This is a genomic window from Streptomyces sp. NPDC049887 (assembly GCF_040656535.1).
In the GTDB taxonomy this organism is placed as follows: domain Bacteria; phylum Actinomycetota; class Actinomycetes; order Streptomycetales; family Streptomycetaceae; genus Streptomyces.
The window spans coordinates 69,839-85,412 of the sequence record NZ_JBFAMM010000014.1 but is presented as its reverse complement, the minus strand read 5'-3'; the positions used below and the strand labels follow the sequence as shown (position 1 = coordinate 85,412).

General features: G+C 72.5%; 13 protein-coding genes, 1 pseudogene and 1 riboswitch. Of the genes and pseudogenes, 4 read left to right on the top strand and 10 right to left on the bottom strand.

The window, feature by feature from the left end; genetic code table 11:
• Positions 1-18 precede the first annotated feature (18 nt).
• The 3 genes from AB0J10_RS18940 (at position 19) to AB0J10_RS18930 (ending at position 3,078) form a co-directional block, all read left to right on the top strand.
• A complete protein-coding gene (locus AB0J10_RS18940) occupies positions 19-747 on the top strand; it encodes an ATP-binding cassette domain-containing protein (RefSeq protein WP_363062929.1) in 729 nt (242 codons plus the stop codon).
• The gene (locus AB0J10_RS18935; protein ID WP_363062927.1) at positions 729-1,865 is read left to right on the top strand and encodes a hypothetical protein; all 1,137 of its coding nucleotides are present in this window, start codon (positions 729-731) and stop codon (positions 1,863-1,865) included. Before AB0J10_RS18940 ends, AB0J10_RS18935 begins: the two co-directional genes overlap by 19 nt.
• A gap of 61 nt (positions 1,866-1,926) precedes the next feature.
• On the top strand, positions 1,927-3,078 hold the full coding sequence (locus tag AB0J10_RS18930; RefSeq protein WP_363062925.1) for an LOG family protein: 1,152 nt from the start codon (positions 1,927-1,929) through the stop codon (positions 3,076-3,078).
• A 20-nt stretch (positions 3,079-3,098) separates the two neighbouring features.
• Here the strand turns inward: AB0J10_RS18930 and AB0J10_RS18925 are convergent, their stop codons facing one another.
• The 10 genes from AB0J10_RS18925 to rpsB form a co-directional block, all read right to left on the bottom strand.
• On the bottom strand, positions 3,099-4,130 hold the full coding sequence (locus tag AB0J10_RS18925) for an ABC transporter ATP-binding protein (protein ID WP_363062923.1): 1,032 nt from the start codon (positions 4,128-4,130) through the stop codon (positions 3,099-3,101).
• Entirely contained in the window at positions 4,130-5,773 is a 1,644-nt protein-coding gene (locus AB0J10_RS18920; RefSeq protein WP_363063115.1) for an iron ABC transporter permease, read from the bottom strand. Before AB0J10_RS18920 ends, AB0J10_RS18925 begins: the two co-directional genes overlap by 1 nt.
• A gap of 92 nt (positions 5,774-5,865) precedes the next feature.
• On the bottom strand, positions 5,866-6,963 hold the full coding sequence (locus tag AB0J10_RS18915; protein WP_363062921.1) for a thiamine ABC transporter substrate-binding protein: 1,098 nt from the start codon (positions 6,961-6,963) through the stop codon (positions 5,866-5,868).
• 87 nt (positions 6,964-7,050) lie between these two features.
• A riboswitch (TPP riboswitch) is annotated at positions 7,051-7,161 on the bottom strand.
• 81 nt (positions 7,162-7,242) lie between these two features.
• A complete protein-coding gene (gene rlmN, locus AB0J10_RS18910; protein WP_363062919.1) occupies positions 7,243-8,349 on the bottom strand; it encodes a 23S rRNA (adenine(2503)-C(2))-methyltransferase RlmN in 1,107 nt (368 codons plus the stop codon).
• 408 nt (positions 8,350-8,757) lie between these two features.
• Positions 8,758-9,291, bottom strand: coding sequence for a hypothetical protein (locus AB0J10_RS18905; protein WP_363062917.1), 534 nt, complete (start codon positions 9,289-9,291; stop codon positions 8,758-8,760).
• A 172-nt stretch (positions 9,292-9,463) separates the two neighbouring features.
• Positions 9,464-10,576 carry a phosphatidate cytidylyltransferase gene (locus tag AB0J10_RS18900; protein ID WP_363062915.1) on the bottom strand — a complete coding sequence of 371 codons (1,113 nt, stop codon included), beginning with the start codon at positions 10,574-10,576 and terminating at the stop codon, positions 9,464-9,466.
• Positions 10,576-11,133 (bottom strand): ribosome recycling factor, encoded by a 558-nt coding sequence (gene frr, locus AB0J10_RS18895; protein ID WP_026165253.1) that lies wholly within the window; start codon positions 11,131-11,133, stop codon positions 10,576-10,578. Before frr ends, AB0J10_RS18900 begins: the two co-directional genes overlap by 1 nt.
• A gap of 185 nt (positions 11,134-11,318) precedes the next feature.
• Complete coding sequence (pyrH, locus tag AB0J10_RS18890; RefSeq protein WP_363062912.1) at positions 11,319-12,101, bottom strand: UMP kinase; 783 nt, start codon at positions 12,099-12,101, stop codon at positions 11,319-11,321.
• Between the two features lie 158 nt (positions 12,102-12,259).
• Positions 12,260-13,096, bottom strand: a complete 837-nt coding sequence (gene tsf / locus AB0J10_RS18885) for a translation elongation factor Ts (protein WP_093653570.1) — start codon at positions 13,094-13,096, stop codon at positions 12,260-12,262.
• A 101-nt stretch (positions 13,097-13,197) separates the two neighbouring features.
• Positions 13,198-14,064, bottom strand: coding sequence for a 30S ribosomal protein S2 (gene rpsB, locus AB0J10_RS18880; protein WP_363062910.1), 867 nt, complete (start codon positions 14,062-14,064; stop codon positions 13,198-13,200).
• Positions 14,065-14,282: 218 nt separating this feature from the next.
• Here rpsB and AB0J10_RS18875 point away from each other — a divergent pair.
• Positions 14,283-14,711, top strand: a pseudogene (locus AB0J10_RS18875) (M23 family metallopeptidase); the annotation flags it as partial.
• Positions 14,712-15,574 lie beyond the last annotated feature (863 nt).

Genomic DNA, 15,574 nt, shown 5'->3' with positions numbered 1-15,574 from the left:
TGAACCGAGGTGTACGCCATGGTGGTCCCGCCGGACAACGATGTGCTCTGGGCGCGGTCCCTGAACCACGCCTTCGGCGGCTCGCCCGCCCTCTGCGGTGTCTCCCTCGGGGTGCGCGAGGGAGAGATCCTCGCGGTGAACGGCCCGCGCGGCAGCGGGAAGACGACCCTGCTGCGCTGTCTCTCGGGGCAGATCGTGCCGCAGCAGGGCGAGGTGTGGTTCAACAGCACACCCGTCCACACCATGGGAGCACTGAACCGCGAGCGGCTGAGGCGAGAGCGCTTCGGCTGGATCGGACCGGAACCCCAGCTGGTGCCCGAACTGACCGCCTGGGAGAACGCGGCGCTGCCACTGCTGCTGCGCGGCTCCTCGCACCGCAAGGCCAGGACCGCCGCCCTGGAGTGGATGGAGCGGCTCGACATCGGGCGGTGCGCCCGCAAGCGGCCCCCGGCGCTGCAGCAGTCCCAGCGGCAGCGGATCGCCCTCGCCCGCGCCCTGGTCACCACTCCCGCGGTGCTGTTCGCCGACGAACCGACCGCCACACTGCACAGCTCCGACCGGGCCCAGGTGCTGCGCACCCTCACCACCGCCGCCCGGTCGCACCGCATCACCCTTGTGCTCGCGACCCACGACGAGGAGGTCGCGACCCTCGCCGACCGCGGTGTGTCGCTGGTGGACGGCCGGCGGGTCACCCCGGTGCAGGACACGGAGGCGGAAGGCCTGGCCGAGTGCTCGCTCTCCGTCTGAGCCGCGGCTCCCACCCCCTCGTCCTGCTGCGCCGCCTCCTGGTGGCGACGGCCTCGGCGGGGGTGGGCTTCCTCCTCCTGTGCACCCTGGCCTACGCGGTGTCCGGCCCGCATCCCTCCGATCCGGCACTGCAGCGGCTGGCGTGGTGTCTCGCCCCGCTGGCGGCCACGGTCCAGTTCGCCGTGGCGGTGGCCCGCACGGACCCGGGTACGCGACCCCGTCAGGGCCTGTCCGCCGTCGGACTCGGACCGGTGCGCATGAGCGCGCTGGCGGCCGCGTCCACCGCCGTGTCCTGCGTTCTCGGCAGCACGGTGGCGCTGCTGTTCTTCCTGCACCTGCGTGGGGACCTGAGCGGAATGCCGTTCGACGGCGACGCGGCGGAACTGCTCGCCGCGGGCGAGCCGATGCCGCTGGGGGCGGTGGTCCTGCTGCTCGCCCTCGTCCCGCTCCTCGGCGCCGGGGCGGCCGCACTCGCCCTGCGTCCGCGCCGCCGGAAGGACGGCGAACTCCCCGACGACGAACCCGAGCACGCCGCGGGGACGCCCGGCGGCCTCCCCTGGGGCGTCGCGCTGACGGCCGTGGGCGTCGCGATCGAGGCGTACACGGGCCGGGGCCCGGCGGGCGCCGGCGGCACCCCCGGCGGGGTGCTCGCCGGCTGGACGCTGACCGCGGTGGGGCTCGCGATGGCAGGCCCCGGCATCGTCCACGTGTGCGGGCGGGTACTGCAGTCCGCACGGCCCGGGGCGATGCGGCTGCTCGCAGGGCGAGCGCTCATGGAGGACGCACGCCGGATCGGACGCCCCCTCGGCGTCGTGTGCGCCGTGGTGTCCGCCCTCATCGCGGCCTCCGCACTCGCCGGGGAACGCCCGCAGCCCTTCGGGCCGCTGACCGCCCTCGGGGCGACGCTCGTCGTGGCCTGCACCCTGGCGACGCTGCTCACCTCGGCCGTAGAGGCACGGCAGGCCCGGGCGGGCACACGGGCCGGTCTGCTCCAACTGGGCGCCTCCGTCGCCCTGCTGCATGCCACCGCCATGCTGCGGGCCGTGGTCCTGCTGGCCGTCTTCGCTCCGCTCACCTGGGCGGTGGCGGAACTGGCGGCCCTGCCACTGCGGCGCTGAACCGGGTCGGGGCCCCGACCCGGACACGGGGGCCCCGGACCCGGGACATATCGTGGCGGCCATGGTTAACGGACAGAGGCCGCGGCTCGGCTCGTCGTTCGACGACGACCGGGAGATCGAGACGCTCGAGGAGTTCGACCAGGTCGTCGCCCGGCGGGGCAGCCTCGCGGGGCACCGAATACAGTCCGTCGACCTGAGCGGGCGCACTCTCGCGCTCCTCTCGTGCGACACCACCGCCACGGCCTTCCTCGGCTGTGCCATGGAGCCGGACGCCGCGGCCAAGGTCCGCGCGGACGGCGCCCTCGTCTTCCCTCCTCTGCCGGACCTCCCGTTCGACCCCTACCGGGGGCTGCTCTACACCCCAGACGAGCTCTTCGACGGCCTCGCCGACGGCGGCTACGGGGTCACGCCCGACGCGCTCGCGTACGAGTGGTTCCAGCTCACCAAGGCCGACCGGGACATCTACGCCTCGATGCTCAGAGCCCTGCACGACGACGCCGTCTCGGACGCCCTGGACGAACTCCTCGACGGGGTGCCGGTCGTCGGGGTGATGGGGGGTCACGCGATGAGCCGCGGCACCGACGAGTACGCCGGCGCTGCCCGGCTGGGCCGCGCACTCGCCCGCGCCGGGCTGACCGTCGCCACCGGCGGCGGCCCCGGGGCGATGGAGGCGGCGAACCTCGGCGCCTACGCGGCCCCGCACCCCGACGACATGCTGGACGAGGCCCTCGAACTCCTCGCCAAGGCACCGTCGTTCACCCCCTCCGTCACCGACTGGGCGGCCACCGCCCTCGAGGTCCGCTCGCGCTGGCCGCAGGGCGGCGACTCGGTGGGCATCCCCACCTGGTTCTACGGGCACGAGCCGCCCAACCCGTTCGCCGCGCACATCGCCAAGTACTTCGCCAACGCCACCCGCGAGGACGGGCTGCTCGCCCGCTGCACGGCCGGTGTCGTCTTCCTCCCCGGCGCCGCGGGCACGCTGCAGGAGATCTTCGACAACGCGACCCCGAACTACTACGAGTCGCGGGGCGAACCGACGCCGATGGTCCTGGTGGACCGCGCCCACTGGACCGAACGGCTCCCGGCCTGGCCGCTGCTGCGGTCCCTGGCGGAGGGCCGCGCGATGCAGACGCGCATCGCCCTGGTCGACTCGGTGGAGGAGGCGCCCGGGGCACTGGCCCGGCTGGCGGCCGCCGCACGTCCGGCCGGCTGAGGCCCCGGGCGACAGCCGGATCAGTCGCCGGTGCCGGGTCGCAGGACGACCACGTCCTCCGCGGCGAACGCGACCCCGACCTCGGCGCCCGGCTCGGGCGCGTCCCCGAGCCCGCACTCGGCCTCCAGCGGCGGTGCGTCGTGCGGCCGCAGGCGTACGGCGACATGGTGGCCGCGGAAGGTCAGCGACTCGACCGCGCACGGCAGTCCCGCACCGGGCGGCCGGAGCCGTACCGCGGACGGCCGTACCAGCAGCCGGCAGGCGCCCTGGGGCGAGCCCGTGGGAACCGGGACGCCGCCCCAGGGGGTCTCGGCCGTGCCCCCGGTCACCGTCGCGGGCACCACGTTGGCGAAGCCGAGGAACCGGGCGACGAATTCCGAGGCGGGCCGCTGCCACACGTCCCGCGGCGTACCCGACTGGGCGACGCGTCCGTCGCGCATGACCACGACCCGGTCGGCGAGCGCGAAGGCCTCCCCCTGGTCGTGGGTGACGGCCAGCACCGTGGTGCCCAGCCGGCGGAACACCGCACGCAGTTCGACGACGAGCCGTTCCCTGAGGGTGCGGTCGAGCTGACCCAGTGGCTCGTCGAGCATCAGCAGCCGCGGGCTGGGGGCGAGCGCCCGGGCGAGGGCGACGCGCTGCTGCTCACCACCGGAGAGCTCGCCGACGGCCCGTCGCGCGGCGCCGGGGAGCCCGACCAGTTCCAGCAACTCCTCGACCCGCAGACGCCGCTCGGCCTTCGGCACACCGTGCATCCGCAGCCCGAAGGCGACGTTGCCGCCGACGTCGCGCTGCGGGAAGAGCTGGTGGTCCTGGAACATCAGGCCCACCCCGCGGCGGTGCACCGGCACTCCGCTCTGGTCGCCGCCGCCGAGCAGCACCCGGCCGCCGTCCAGGGGCTGGAGCCCGGCGACGGCCCTCAGCAGGGTCGACTTGCCGCTGCCGCTCGGTCCGAGCACACACACGATCTCGTGCTCCGCGACCTCCAGGTCCACTCCGTCCAGCGCCGTCCGCCGCCCGAAGCGTACGGTCGCGCTCTCCAACGCCAGCATCAGAACTCCCCCGCGGAACGGTCGGGACGGAGCCGGTCGAGCAGCAGCAGGGCCGCCGCGCAGACCAGCATGAGGATCGTCGAGAGCGCCATCGCCTGGCCGTAGTTGAGCTCCCCGGGACGGCCGAGGAGCCGGGCCACGGCGACCGGCAGGGTCGGATTGTCCGGCCGGGCGATGAAGACGGTGGCACCGAACTCGCCGAGCGAGACGGCGAACGCGAAACCGGCTGCGACGAGCAGCGCCCGGCGCACCAGCGGCAGGTCCACCTCGCGCCATGCCCGCAGCGGCGAGGCGCCCAGCACGGCCGCCGCCTCCCGCAGCCGTGCGTCGACGGCCCGCAGCACGGGCAGCATCGTCCGTACGACGAAGGGCACTCCCACGAGTGCCTGGGCGAGCGGCACGAGGATCCAGGAGGTGCGCAGGTCCAGCGGCGGCTCGTCGAGGGCGATGAGGAAGCCGAAACCGACGGTGACGGCGGAGACCCCGAGCGGCAGCATCAGCAGCGCGTCGAAGCCGCGGACGAGCCGACCGGCCCTGGAGGCCCGACCGGACGACGTCCGGGGGAGGGTGAGCGCCGCGGCCGCGAGACCGCCGACGACGAGCGCGATCGCGGTGGCGGCGAGCGCGTACTGGAGGGAGTTCCACACGGCCTCGACCGGTGGGACGAGGAACGTGCCACCGCTCGCCTCGGCGGACTGCAGGGCCCGGTAGAAGGTGAGGCCGTAGCCGCCGGGTCCGTCGAACGACCGCTCGACCAGCACCGCGAGCGGTGCCAGGATCAGCGTCGCGACCGTGGCGAGCACCCCGCCCAGCAGGGCCCATTGCCCGGCGCCCCTCGGACGGTGGGCGGCGAGCGCCGGATCGACGAGTCGCAGCGCGGTCTCCCGTCGCCGCACGGTCCGGGCGTGCACGGCGAGGACCGCGCCCACGGCGGCGAACTGCACCAGGGTCAGCACGGCGGCCGTGGTGAGGTCCAGCACCTGGGCGGTCTGCCGGTAGATCTCCACCTCGAGCGTGGAGTAGGCCGGGCCACCGAGGATCTGCACGACGCCGAACGAGGTGAAGGTGAAGAGGAACACCATCAGCGCGGCGGCGGCCACGGCCGGGGTCAGCGCGGGCAGGGTGACCCGCCGCCACGCCCCGAAGCGGCTTGCGCCGAGGACCCGTGCCGCCTCCTCCTGGCGCGGGTCGAGCTGGGCCCACAGGCCGCCCACGGTCCGCACCACCACTGCGTAGTTGAAGAACACATGGGCGAGGAGGATCGCCCAGACCGTCGTGTCGAGCCGCACGCCCCACAGGTCGTCCAGCAGCCCGCCCCGGCCCAGGAGTGCCAGGAACGCGGTGCCGACCACGACGGTGGGCAGCACGAACGGCACGGTGACGACCGCCCGCAGCAGCTGCTTGCCGGGGAAGTCGCAGCGGGCGAGGACATAGGCGCCGGGCAGCGCGATCAGCAGGGTCAGCCCCGTGGAGGCCAGCGCCTGCCAGAGGGTGAACCAGAGCACCTGGAGGATGTCCGGGCGGCCGACGACCTCGGCGATCCCGCCGAACCGCCAGGAGTCCCCCGCCCGCAGTCCGCGGGCGACGATGGAGGCCACGGGGAGGGCGAAGAAGAGGGCGAAGAACACGACGGGCAGGGCCATCAGGGCCGAGCGGGCCGCGGCGGCGCGCAGGGACGCCGGGCCGCGCGAGGGGTTCCTCCGGCGCGGACCGGCGTTCCCGCCGGACGTCCCGGTTACTTCAGGACGAGTGAGGACCACGACTGGATCCACTGGTCCCGGTTCTCGGCGATCTTCTCCGGAGCCATCGTCCGCGGCTCGGCGATCGCCTCGCCGAACTCGGTGAACAGCGGGGGCAGCTTCGCGTCCTCGGCCACCGGGTTGACGAACATGTTGAGCGGCATGTCCTCCTGGAACTTCCTGCTGATCAGGAAGTCCAGCAGGGCCTTTCCGCCGGCCTCGTTCCGGGCGCCCCTGAGCAGGCCGGCGGCCTCGGTCTGGCGGAAGCAGGTGCCGGTGGAGACGCCGGTCGGCGCCGCCTTCGGCCGCGGCTCGGCGTACAGCACCTCGACCGGCGGGCTGGAGGCGTACGAGACGACGAGCGGCCGGTCGCCCTTGGCCGCCCTGCCGCCGGCGGAACCGGAGAACTCCTGGTTGTAGGCGATCTCCCAGCTGTCGACGACCTTGACGCCATTGGCCCGCAGCTTCTTCCAGTAGTCCTGCCAGCCCTTGTCCCCGTACGCGGCAGCGGTACCCAGGAGGAAGCCGAGGCCCGGCGAGGAGCGTTCGGCGTTCTCGACGACGAGGAGGTTCCGGTACGCGGGCTCGGCGAGGTCGTCGAAGGTCTGCGGCGGGGCGAGCTTCCTGTCGGCGAAGTATTTCTTGTCGTAGTTGACGCAGATGTCGCCGCTGTCGACCGGCGTGACCCGGTGCTTGTCCTTGTCGAGCCGGACGGCCTCGGGGACCCGCTCCAGGCCCTCGGCCTCGTACGGGGTGAACAGGTCGTTGTCGAGGGCCCGGGAGAGCGTGGTGTTGTCGACGCCGAAGAACACGTCGCCCTGCGGGGAGCCCTTGGTGAGGATCTCCTTGTTGAGCGCCTCGACTGCGTCCCCGCTCTTCAGCACCTTGACCGTGTACCCGGTCTCCTCGGTGAACTCCTTGAGCACGGCCGGCGAGGCGTTGAAGGAGTCGTGGCTGACGAGCGTCACGGTCTTGGAGCCGCCGGCGCCGGTTCCGGCGGAGTCGTCCCCGGACGACCCGCCGCAGGCCGCGAGCGTGCTCACACCGAGGGCCGCGGCCAGCGCGGTGACGGTGATCTTCTTGGTGGTGCTCACTGATTCCTCCTGGGCATGACCAGGAAGAGACGCGGCCCTGCCCGGCTGCGGAATCTCTCGATCCGGTAGCCGGGCAGGGCGCAACAGCTTGAGTCTCGTCCGAACTTCCTACCCGGAATGACCCGGGCGAGGTTCAGAGGGTCTGCGGTCTGACGGTCACCGCACTCTCAGCGCTGTGGCGCTCCCCTGTCGGAATATGCAGATGTTCGGGCCAGCGTACAGGGACCCGTCGGACGCACCGCAGGGACCGGGGCGGTTCCTGCGGAGGGCGGCCCGGCACTAACGCTCGGAGGCTGCGAGCTGGCCGCAGGCCCCGTCGATCTCCTGACCACGGGTGTCCCGGACGGTGACCGGGACGCCGTGGGCGGCGATGGCATCGATGAAGGCCTTCTCGTCCTCGGGCCGGGAGGCCGTCCACTTGGAGCCCGGGGTCGGGTTCAGCGGGATCAGGTTGACGTGCACCCGCTTGCCCTTCAGGAGCCGCCCGAGCAGGTCACCGCGCCATGCCTGGTCGTTGATGTCCCGGATCAGGGCGTACTCGATCGAGATGCGGCGGCCGGACTTCTCCGCGTACTCCCAGGCCGCGTCCAGGACCTCCCGGACCTTCCAGCGGGTGTTGACGGGGACGAGGGTGTCGCGCAGTTCGTCGTCCGGCGCGTGCAGGGAGACGGCGAGACGGCACTTGAAGCCCTCGTCGGCGAAGCGCAGCATCGCCGGGACGAGGCCGACCGTGGAGACGGTGATCCCGCGCTGCGACAGGCCGAGCCCGTCGGGCTCCGGATCGGTGAGCCTGCGGATGGCGCCGACCACCCGCTTGTAGTTGGCGAGCGGCTCGCCCATGCCCATGAACACGATGTTGGACAGCCGGGCCGTGCCTCCGGGGACCTCGCCGTCACGGAGGGCCCGCATGCCGTCCACGATCTGGTGCACGATCTCGGCGGTGGACAGGTTCCGGTCGAGACCCGCCTGTCCCGTGGCGCAGAACGGGCAGTTCATCCCGCAGCCGGCCTGCGAGGAGATGCACATCGTCACCCGGTCCGGATAGCGCATCAGCACCGACTCGACGAGCGTGCCGTCGTGGAGCCGCCACAGCGTCTTGCGGGTGGCGTCGTCATCACAGGAGACGTGCCGGACCACGGACATCAGGTCGGGCAGGAGCTCCGACGCGAGCCTCTCGCGCGCGGCGGCGGGAATGTCGGTCCACTGCTCCGGGTCGTGCGCGTAGCGCGCGAAGTAGTGCTGCGACAGCTGCTTCGCCCGGAACGGCTTCTCGCCGATCGCGGCGACGGCGTCCTTCCGCTCGGCGGGCGTGAGGTCGGCGAGGTGCCGCGGGGGCTTCTTGGCTCCGCGGGGGGCTACGAAAGTGAGTTCTCCGGGCTTGGGCATGGTCGTACCAGTGTCGCAGATCGACTCGGGTGACCCGGGTGCCCGTCACCGGGCGGCGGGGCCCGGGCGGCGGATGGGGCGGAACCGGCCGGGCGCCGGGAGTGCCGTCTCCCGTACGCAACGACCGCGCCGGGTGTGTGCCCGACGAACCGGCCGGCGACGCGCCGGGACCAGGTCCGGGCCCGGAGCGAAACCGGGCACGGACCGACAAGGGGCCCGCACCGACAGGGGCTCCCGGACAGGGGGGCACGGACCCGTCGCGGGCGGTGGGTGGGGAGACGGTGAGGATCGCCGACGGCCACACCGGGCGGGGCCGGCCTCCGCGACGCCGTCAGCAGCGCAAGGCGGCCACGGGGCGGTCTCGTCCCCCGGCAGGTGCGGATCCCGGCCCCGGTGGCCCGGTCCGCGTCAGCCGGGAGGCGGCAGCGCGTCGTAGACCGCGGCGAGGTCGGCGGGGATGTCCGTGCCGTCGTCGACGTAGGTGCGGCCGTTGTGGACCAGCACGCGGGTCAGCCCGTCCATGACCGGCGGCCCGGTGGGCCGGGTCGGCAGCCGGGAGAAGTCGACCTCGCCGAGGGCTGCCCGCAGTTCGGCGAGGGCCGCCGGGGTCATCCGGCCGGGACGGTTCTTCTTCCCGGGTGCGACCAGGAGGTACGTACCGTCGTCGTGGACGACGACCGAATGGTGTCGCCCGTCGATACCGCCGCTCTCGGTGAGCGTGACGAGCGCGGACGCCCGGTCGGGCGTCGTCGCCGACGGGGTGGGGCGGGGCGGGCCGCTGGTCGCCGGGGGCACGGGGGCACTCGGCGCGGGCCGTTCCGCGCCGGCCGGGGTGCCCGTCCCGGACGGACGGGGTTCCACGGCCCCGTCGTCCCCTCCTCCGCACCCGGTGACGCACACGAGTACGAGCAGCAGAGCCGCTCCGCCGGCCTTCCGCCCCATGGTCCCCCCTCGCCCCGCGGTCTCCCGCGTCCCGGGCCCAGCATGCAGGGTCCGGAGCCCCGCCGGACAGACCGCGGCGGGACACGGGTCTCACGGCGCCGCCGGAACCGGACACGGCGGAGGGCCCGCCGCCCCAGGGGACGACGAGCCCCTCCGACCGGAACTCCCCGGGTCAGCCCGAGCCGACGAACACCACGAACAGCAGCCACACCACCGGCGCCGTGGGCAGCAGCGAGTCCAGCCGGTCCATGATGCCCCCATGGCCCGGCAGCAGCGTTCCCATGTCCTTGATGCCGAGGTCCCGCTTGATCATCGACTCGCCGAGGTCGCCCAGGGTAGCGCTGACCGCGACCGCGAGGCCGAGGACCAGGCCCTGCCACCAGGTCCCGCCGCCGATCAGCAGCGGCACGCAGAGGGCGCCCGCCGCCATGCCGAACGCCACGGCCCCGAACAGACCCTCGCGGGTCTTCCCGGGGCTGATGCGCGGCGCGAGCTTGTGCTTGCCGAAGCGCCAGCCGATCGCGTACGCGCCGGTGTCACTCACGACCGTGAGCAGGAGGAACGTGAAGACCCGCTGCGGGCCGTCCTCCGCGGTGAGCATCATCGCGACGAACGTGGCGAGGAACGGCACGTAGAACGCGGCGAACAGCCCGGCCGTCACGTCCTTGAGGTAGCCCTCGGGCGGCTCGGTCATCCGCCAGACCAGCACCGCCAGGGCTGTGAAGGCGGTGGCGACCCAGGCGCCTTCGGCACCCCGCACGTACCCGGCCACGACCATCGCCGCGCCGCCCACCGCCAACGGCACCAGGGGCGCCTTGATGCCCTTGCGCTCCTGGAGGCGGGAGGTGAGCTCCCACAGGCCGACGACCACGGCGACGGCGATCACACCGACGAACACGGCCTTGACGACGAACAGCGCCGCGACGATGACCGCACCGAGCCCGACGCCGACCCCTATGGCAGCCCGAAGATCGCGGCCTGCGCGCTTCTTCTGCGGCGGCTGCGGCTCCGACGGCTGGGAGGCCGCAGACGGCGGCGGGGTGGGCATGGGCTCCTGCGGCATCTCGTCGCGGACCGGGGGGCCACTCAGCCGAGCGGCCCCCCGGTCGCGGTCTTCGCGGTCTGCGGCGTCTCTACCTGCGTCGGGATCGTCCGGCACGATGGGCATGGGCCGAGTCTGCTGGGCGTCAAGCTCATCGTATGCGGGACCCGCCGGGGCAGCCCCCTGGTCGGGCGGGCCCCAGTAGCCGGTACTCGTCGGGGCCCCCCAGGAAGAGTCGTTCATCAGACCTCGAGCAGCTCGGCTTCCTTGTGCTTGAGCAGCTCGTCCACCTGCGCGACGTACTTCGCGGTGGTGTCGTCGAGCTCCTTCTCGGCACGCCGGCCCTCGTCCTCGCCGACCTCGCCGTCCTTGATCAGCTTGTCGATGGCCTCCTTGGCCTTGCGGCGCACGGAGCGGATCGAGATCCGGGAGTCCTCGGCCTTGCCCTTGGCGACCTTGATGAACTCGCGGCGGCGCTCCTCGGTGAGCTCCGGGAACACCACCCGGATGATGTTTCCGTCGTTGCTGGGGTTGACGCCGAGGTCGGAGTCGCGGATCGCCTGCTCGATGTTGCGCAGCGCGCTCTTGTCGAACGGGGTCACCACGGCCATGCGCGGCTCCGGCACCGAGAACGAGGCCAGCTGGTTGATCGGTGTCAGCGCACCGTAGTAGTCGGCCACGATCTTGTTGAACATCGCCGGGTGCGCACGCCCGGTGCGGATCGCGGCGAAGTCCTCCTTGGCGACCACGACGGCCTTCTCCATCTTCTCCTCGGCCTCGAGGAGGGTCTCTTCGATCACCACTTGCTCCTGCGTGTCTTGGTAGTCCCGGCGAGTACGAGCGGCGGCCCCGGTACGCGACCCGTGGTGCGGGTCCGCGGACCGGTACCCGTCACACGTACGAGACCGGCGAAACTTGGCGGCGCGTCCTCCCTGCACGGTGTCCGACCGGCAGGGCTTTGTCCATCCCGGGGCGGTGCCCCGGGTCAGGCCCGGGTGCCCTGGTCGCTCACGAGCGTGCCGATCTTCTCACCCCGGACGGCCCGCGCGATATTGCCCGCGGCGAGCAGTTCGAAGACGAGGATCGGCAGCGAGTTGTCGCGGCAGAGGGTGATGGCGGTGGCGTCGGCGACCTTGAGGTCGCGGGCGAGCACCTCGCCGTACTCCAGCGCGTCGAACTTCACCGCGTCCGGGTTGGTCTTGGGGTCGGAGTCGTAGACCCCGTCGACACCGTTCTTGCCCATGAGCAGGGCCTGGGCGTCGATCTCCAGGGCACGCTGGGCGGCGGTGGTGTCGGTGGAGAAGTAGGGCATGCCCATACCGGCACCGAAGATCACGACGCGCCCCTTCTCGAGGTGGCGCACCGCCCGCAACGGGATGTAGGGCTCCGCGACCTGGCCCATGGTGATGGCGGTCTGGACGCGGGAGTCGATCCCCTCCTTCTCCAGGAAGTCCTGGAGGGCGAGGCAGTTCATGACCGTGCCGAGCATGCCCATGTAGTCGGAGCGCGCCCGGTCCATGCCGCGCACCTGGAGTTCGGCCCCGCGGAAGAAGTTGCCGCCGCCGATGACCACCGCGATCTGTGCGCCGTCACGGACGACCGCGGCGATCTCCCGCGCGATGGCGTGTACGACGTCGGGGTCGACGCCCAGGCCGGTGCCGCCGGAGAACGCTTCCCCGGACAGCTTCAGCATGAAGCGGCCGGCTTTCTGGCCGGTGTGGTCGCTCTTGTCGTCGGCGGCCGGATTGGCGTCCGCGCCCTTGTTCATGGAGATCTCCTCGTGCACATACGAAGAAGGCCATTGCCGGTGGGTGCTGGTGTCCCTGCGGCAATGGCCTCCTCGTCAGATCTGCGGTCGTCCGGCGTTCACGCGGCCGACGACTGCTGGAAAACCCTATCGGGCTCCCGTGTCGATCGCGTACCGGCTCAGATGCCGACCTTGATGCGCGAGAAGCGCTTCAGGGCGACACCGGCCTCGTCCAGGATCTGCTGGACGGACTTCTTGTTGTCCAGCGCGTACGGCTGGCCCAGGAGGGTGGCGTCCTTGAAGAAGCCGTTGAGGCGGCCCTCGACGATCTTCGGCAGGGCGGCCTCGGGCTTGCCCTCGGCGCGGGTGGTCTCCTCGGCGACGCGGCGCTCGGACTCGACGACCTCGGCCGGGACGTCCTCGCGGGACAGGTACTTCGGCGCGAAGGCGGCGATGTGCTGGGCGACGCCCTTGGCGACCTCGGCGTTCGGCTTGTCCAGCTCGACGAGGACACCGATCTGCGGGGGCAGGTCGGGCATCGTGCGGTGCATGTACGCCGTCACGTAGGCACCGGAGAACTGCGCGAAGCGGTCCAGGACGATCTTCTCGCCGAGGTTGGCGTTGGCCTCGTCGACGTACGCCTGAACGGTCTTGCCGGGCTCGATCTCGGAGGCGAGCAGGGCCTCGATGTCGGCCGGGCCGGTGGCGGCGACGTGGGCGGCGAGCGCATTCGCGACGGCCTGGAACTTGTCGCCCTTGGCGACGAAGTCCGTCTCGCACTTCAGCTCGACGATGACACCGGAGGTGTTGTCGTCGGCGATGAGGGAGACGACGGCGCCGTTCTCGGCGGAGCGGCCCTCGCGCTTGGCGACGCCCTTCTGGCCCTTGATGCGCAGGGCCTCGACGGCCTTGTCGACGTTGCCGTCGGCCTCGTCGAGCGCCTTCTTGCAGTCCATCATGCCCGCGCCGGTGAGCTCGCGGAGCTTCTTAACGTCAGCGGCGGTGTAGTTCGCCATGTCTGTGAATCTCTCTGAAGTCGAAGAGCTGAGGTCGAACGATCTACGGGCCGACGGCGGGGGCTTCATGGGCCCCCGCCGTCGGATACCGGAACCTGGTGTCAGGCCTTGTCGGCGTCCGCGGCCGGAGCCTCGGCAGCGGCCTCGGCCGGCTTCTCGGCCTCGGCGGCCGGGGTCTCGTCGGCCTTCTTCTCGCCCTCGAGCAGGTCGCGCTCCCACTCGGCCAGCGGCTCGCCCGCGGCCTTGTCGCCCGGCTTCGAGTCACCGGTCGCGACGCCGGAACGGGCGATGAGGCCCTCGGCGACGGCGTCGGCGATCACGCGGGTGAGCAGGGTGACGGAGCGGATCGCGTCGTCGTTGCCCGGGATCTTGTAGTCGACCTCGTCCGGGTCGCAGTTGGTGTCGAGGATCGCGACGACCGGGATGTGGAGCTTGCGCGCCTCACCGACGGCGATGTGCTCCTTCTTGGTGTCGACGATCCAGACGGCGCTCGGCACCTTCTGCATCTCGCGGATGCCACCGAGGGTCTTCTCCAGCTTGGCCTTCTCGCGGGAGAGGACCAGAAGCTCCTTCTTGGTGAGACCGGAGGCGGCGACGTCCTCGAAGTCGATCGCCTCGAGCTCCTTCAGACGCTGAAGGCGCTTGTAGACGGTGGAGAAGTTGGTGAGCATGCCGCCGAGCCAGCGCTGGTTGACGTAGGGCATGCCGACGCGGGTCGCCTGCTCGGCGATGGCCTCCTGCGCCTGCTTCTTCGTGCCGACGAACATGATGGAGCCGCCGTGCGCGACGGTCTCCTTGACGAACTCGTAGGCGCGGTCGATGTACGACAGCGACTGGAGCAGGTCGATGATGTAGATGCCGTTGCGCTCGGTGAAGATGAAGCGCTTCATCTTCGGGTTCCAGCGACGGGTCTGGTGACCGAAGTGGACGCCGCTCTCCAGCAGCTCCCGCATCGTGACGACGGCCATGGCCGTATCTCCTTGAGTTTCTCGGTTGTGTCCTGACGCCCCGACGCGCCGTGCCGCAAGGGACCGAGAGGCGCGGCCACCGACCGAGGATGAGGGTGGTGGCGGGGCGTGCGAAGTCGACCCGGGTGACCCGGATCGCCAGAAGAAGTGTACGGGACCGCCGAGGTGCCGGGTGACGGCGATGTCCACAACGGGTCGGCCGTCCACAGATCCGGACCATGATCAGCGCGGAGGGGGTCTGCCGGGGGACCGTCGACGTCATGAATCGCGGACGACGAGTCGTGACGACGGCGCTGGCGGCGGTGCTGCCGGTGGCGATGTCCCCGGTGCCGGCGTGGGCGGCGGTCTGGCCGGTGGGCCCACCCCGCCCCGCGCTGGTACGGGGCTGGGAACCGCCGCCCTCCACGTACGGGCGGGGCCACCGCGGGGTGGACCTGGCGGCTCCCCCGGGCACCGAGGTGCGTGCCGCCGCGCCGGGGCGGGTGTCCTTCGCGGGACCGGTGGCGGGGCGCGGTGTGCTGTCGATCGAGCTGACGGGGACGGGCGACCCGCCGCTGCGCACGACCTACGAGCCGGTGCGCTCCCTGGTCCCACCGGGGGCGGTGGTGGCCGAGGGGCAGGTCGTGGCGGTGGTGGCGGGCTCCTCGCACTGTCCGCGCGAGTGTCTGCACTGGGGGCTGCGGCGGGGTGAGGCGTACCTCGACCCGCTCTCCCTCCTGCCCGCGTCGGCCTTGCTCCGTGGCCCGTCCCGGCTGCTTCCGGTGTTCGGAGTGCCCCTGCCGCCGACGGCTCCGGGGGCGGTCGTACCGGGGCTCGACGAGGCATCGGCGGCTCCGTCCCGGGCCGGCGCGGACACGGTCCAGGCCCTGGTGCTCGCGACGGCGGCGATCTTCTCGCACCGGGCGATTCGTCTCGGGCGCCGGTCTGATCCGCAGCGGCGGGAGCGTGGGCGTGGGCACGACCCTGGAAAGGGAAAGGGAAAGGGAAAGGGAAAGGGAAAGGGAAAGGGAGCGGGGATCGGAAACGTGCGAGGCACGGGACACGTCGCAGCGGGCGGAGGCGTGTGCGGGTCCGGGAGCCCGAGGTTCCGGGGGTGGCGCCGAACCGGCAGGCGCGGGGGCCTCAGGTGTGCGGGGGCCGGGTCGGACGGGAAGCCGTGGAGGTGGAGACGCGACTGCCGGGGTGCGGGCCGGCCGGCGCGGGCTCCGGGCCGGGCCCACGGTCACGAGGCCGCTCCAGGGGCCGCCCATCGGGTCGGTGGCCGCTGCGGGAGTTTCGCCCCGGGGCGCGCCCGGAAGGGCCCGAGGGGCCGTACCGGGCGGCTCACTCGTCGAGCGGGCCGTCCGAGCCCCGGCGGAATGGGCGAAGCGCTCCCGGGGCGGAGACGACGGTACCGGCGGGACCGAGCCGGAGGCTGCCAATGCTCCCGGGGATCTCGACGGTCCCGTAGGGCTCGGGTGACGGGGCGCGCGGCAGGGTCCCGGAGCGGCAGCGCCCCGTGCGCACAGTC

Bases quoted from the DNA above. Each gene is read 5' to 3' on its own strand.
- AB0J10_RS18940 (WP_363062929.1), top strand. From the start codon at position 19: ATGGTGGTCCCGCCGGACAACGATGTGCTCTGGGCGCGGTCCCTGAAC.
- pyrH (WP_363062912.1), bottom strand. From the start codon at position 12,101: ATGAACAAGGGCGCGGACGCCAATCCGGCCGCCGACGACAAGAGCGAC.
- AB0J10_RS18930 (WP_363062925.1), top strand. From the start codon at position 1,927: ATGGTTAACGGACAGAGGCCGCGGCTCGGCTCGTCGTTCGACGACGAC.
- AB0J10_RS18920 (WP_363063115.1), bottom strand. From the start codon at position 5,773: ATGGCCCTGCCCGTCGTGTTCTTCGCCCTCTTCTTCGCCCTCCCCGTG.
- AB0J10_RS18925 (WP_363062923.1), bottom strand. From the start codon at position 4,130: ATGCTGGCGTTGGAGAGCGCGACCGTACGCTTCGGGCGGCGGACGGCG.
- rlmN (WP_363062919.1), bottom strand. From the start codon at position 8,349: ATGCCCAAGCCCGGAGAACTCACTTTCGTAGCCCCCCGCGGAGCCAAG.
- rpsB (WP_363062910.1), bottom strand. From the start codon at position 14,064: ATGGCCGTCGTCACGATGCGGGAGCTGCTGGAGAGCGGCGTCCACTTC.
- AB0J10_RS18900 (WP_363062915.1), bottom strand. From the start codon at position 10,576: ATGAACGACTCTTCCTGGGGGGCCCCGACGAGTACCGGCTACTGGGGC.
- AB0J10_RS18905 (WP_363062917.1), bottom strand. From the start codon at position 9,291: ATGGGGCGGAAGGCCGGCGGAGCGGCTCTGCTGCTCGTACTCGTGTGC.
- tsf (WP_093653570.1), bottom strand. From the start codon at position 13,096: ATGGCGAACTACACCGCCGCTGACGTTAAGAAGCTCCGCGAGCTCACC.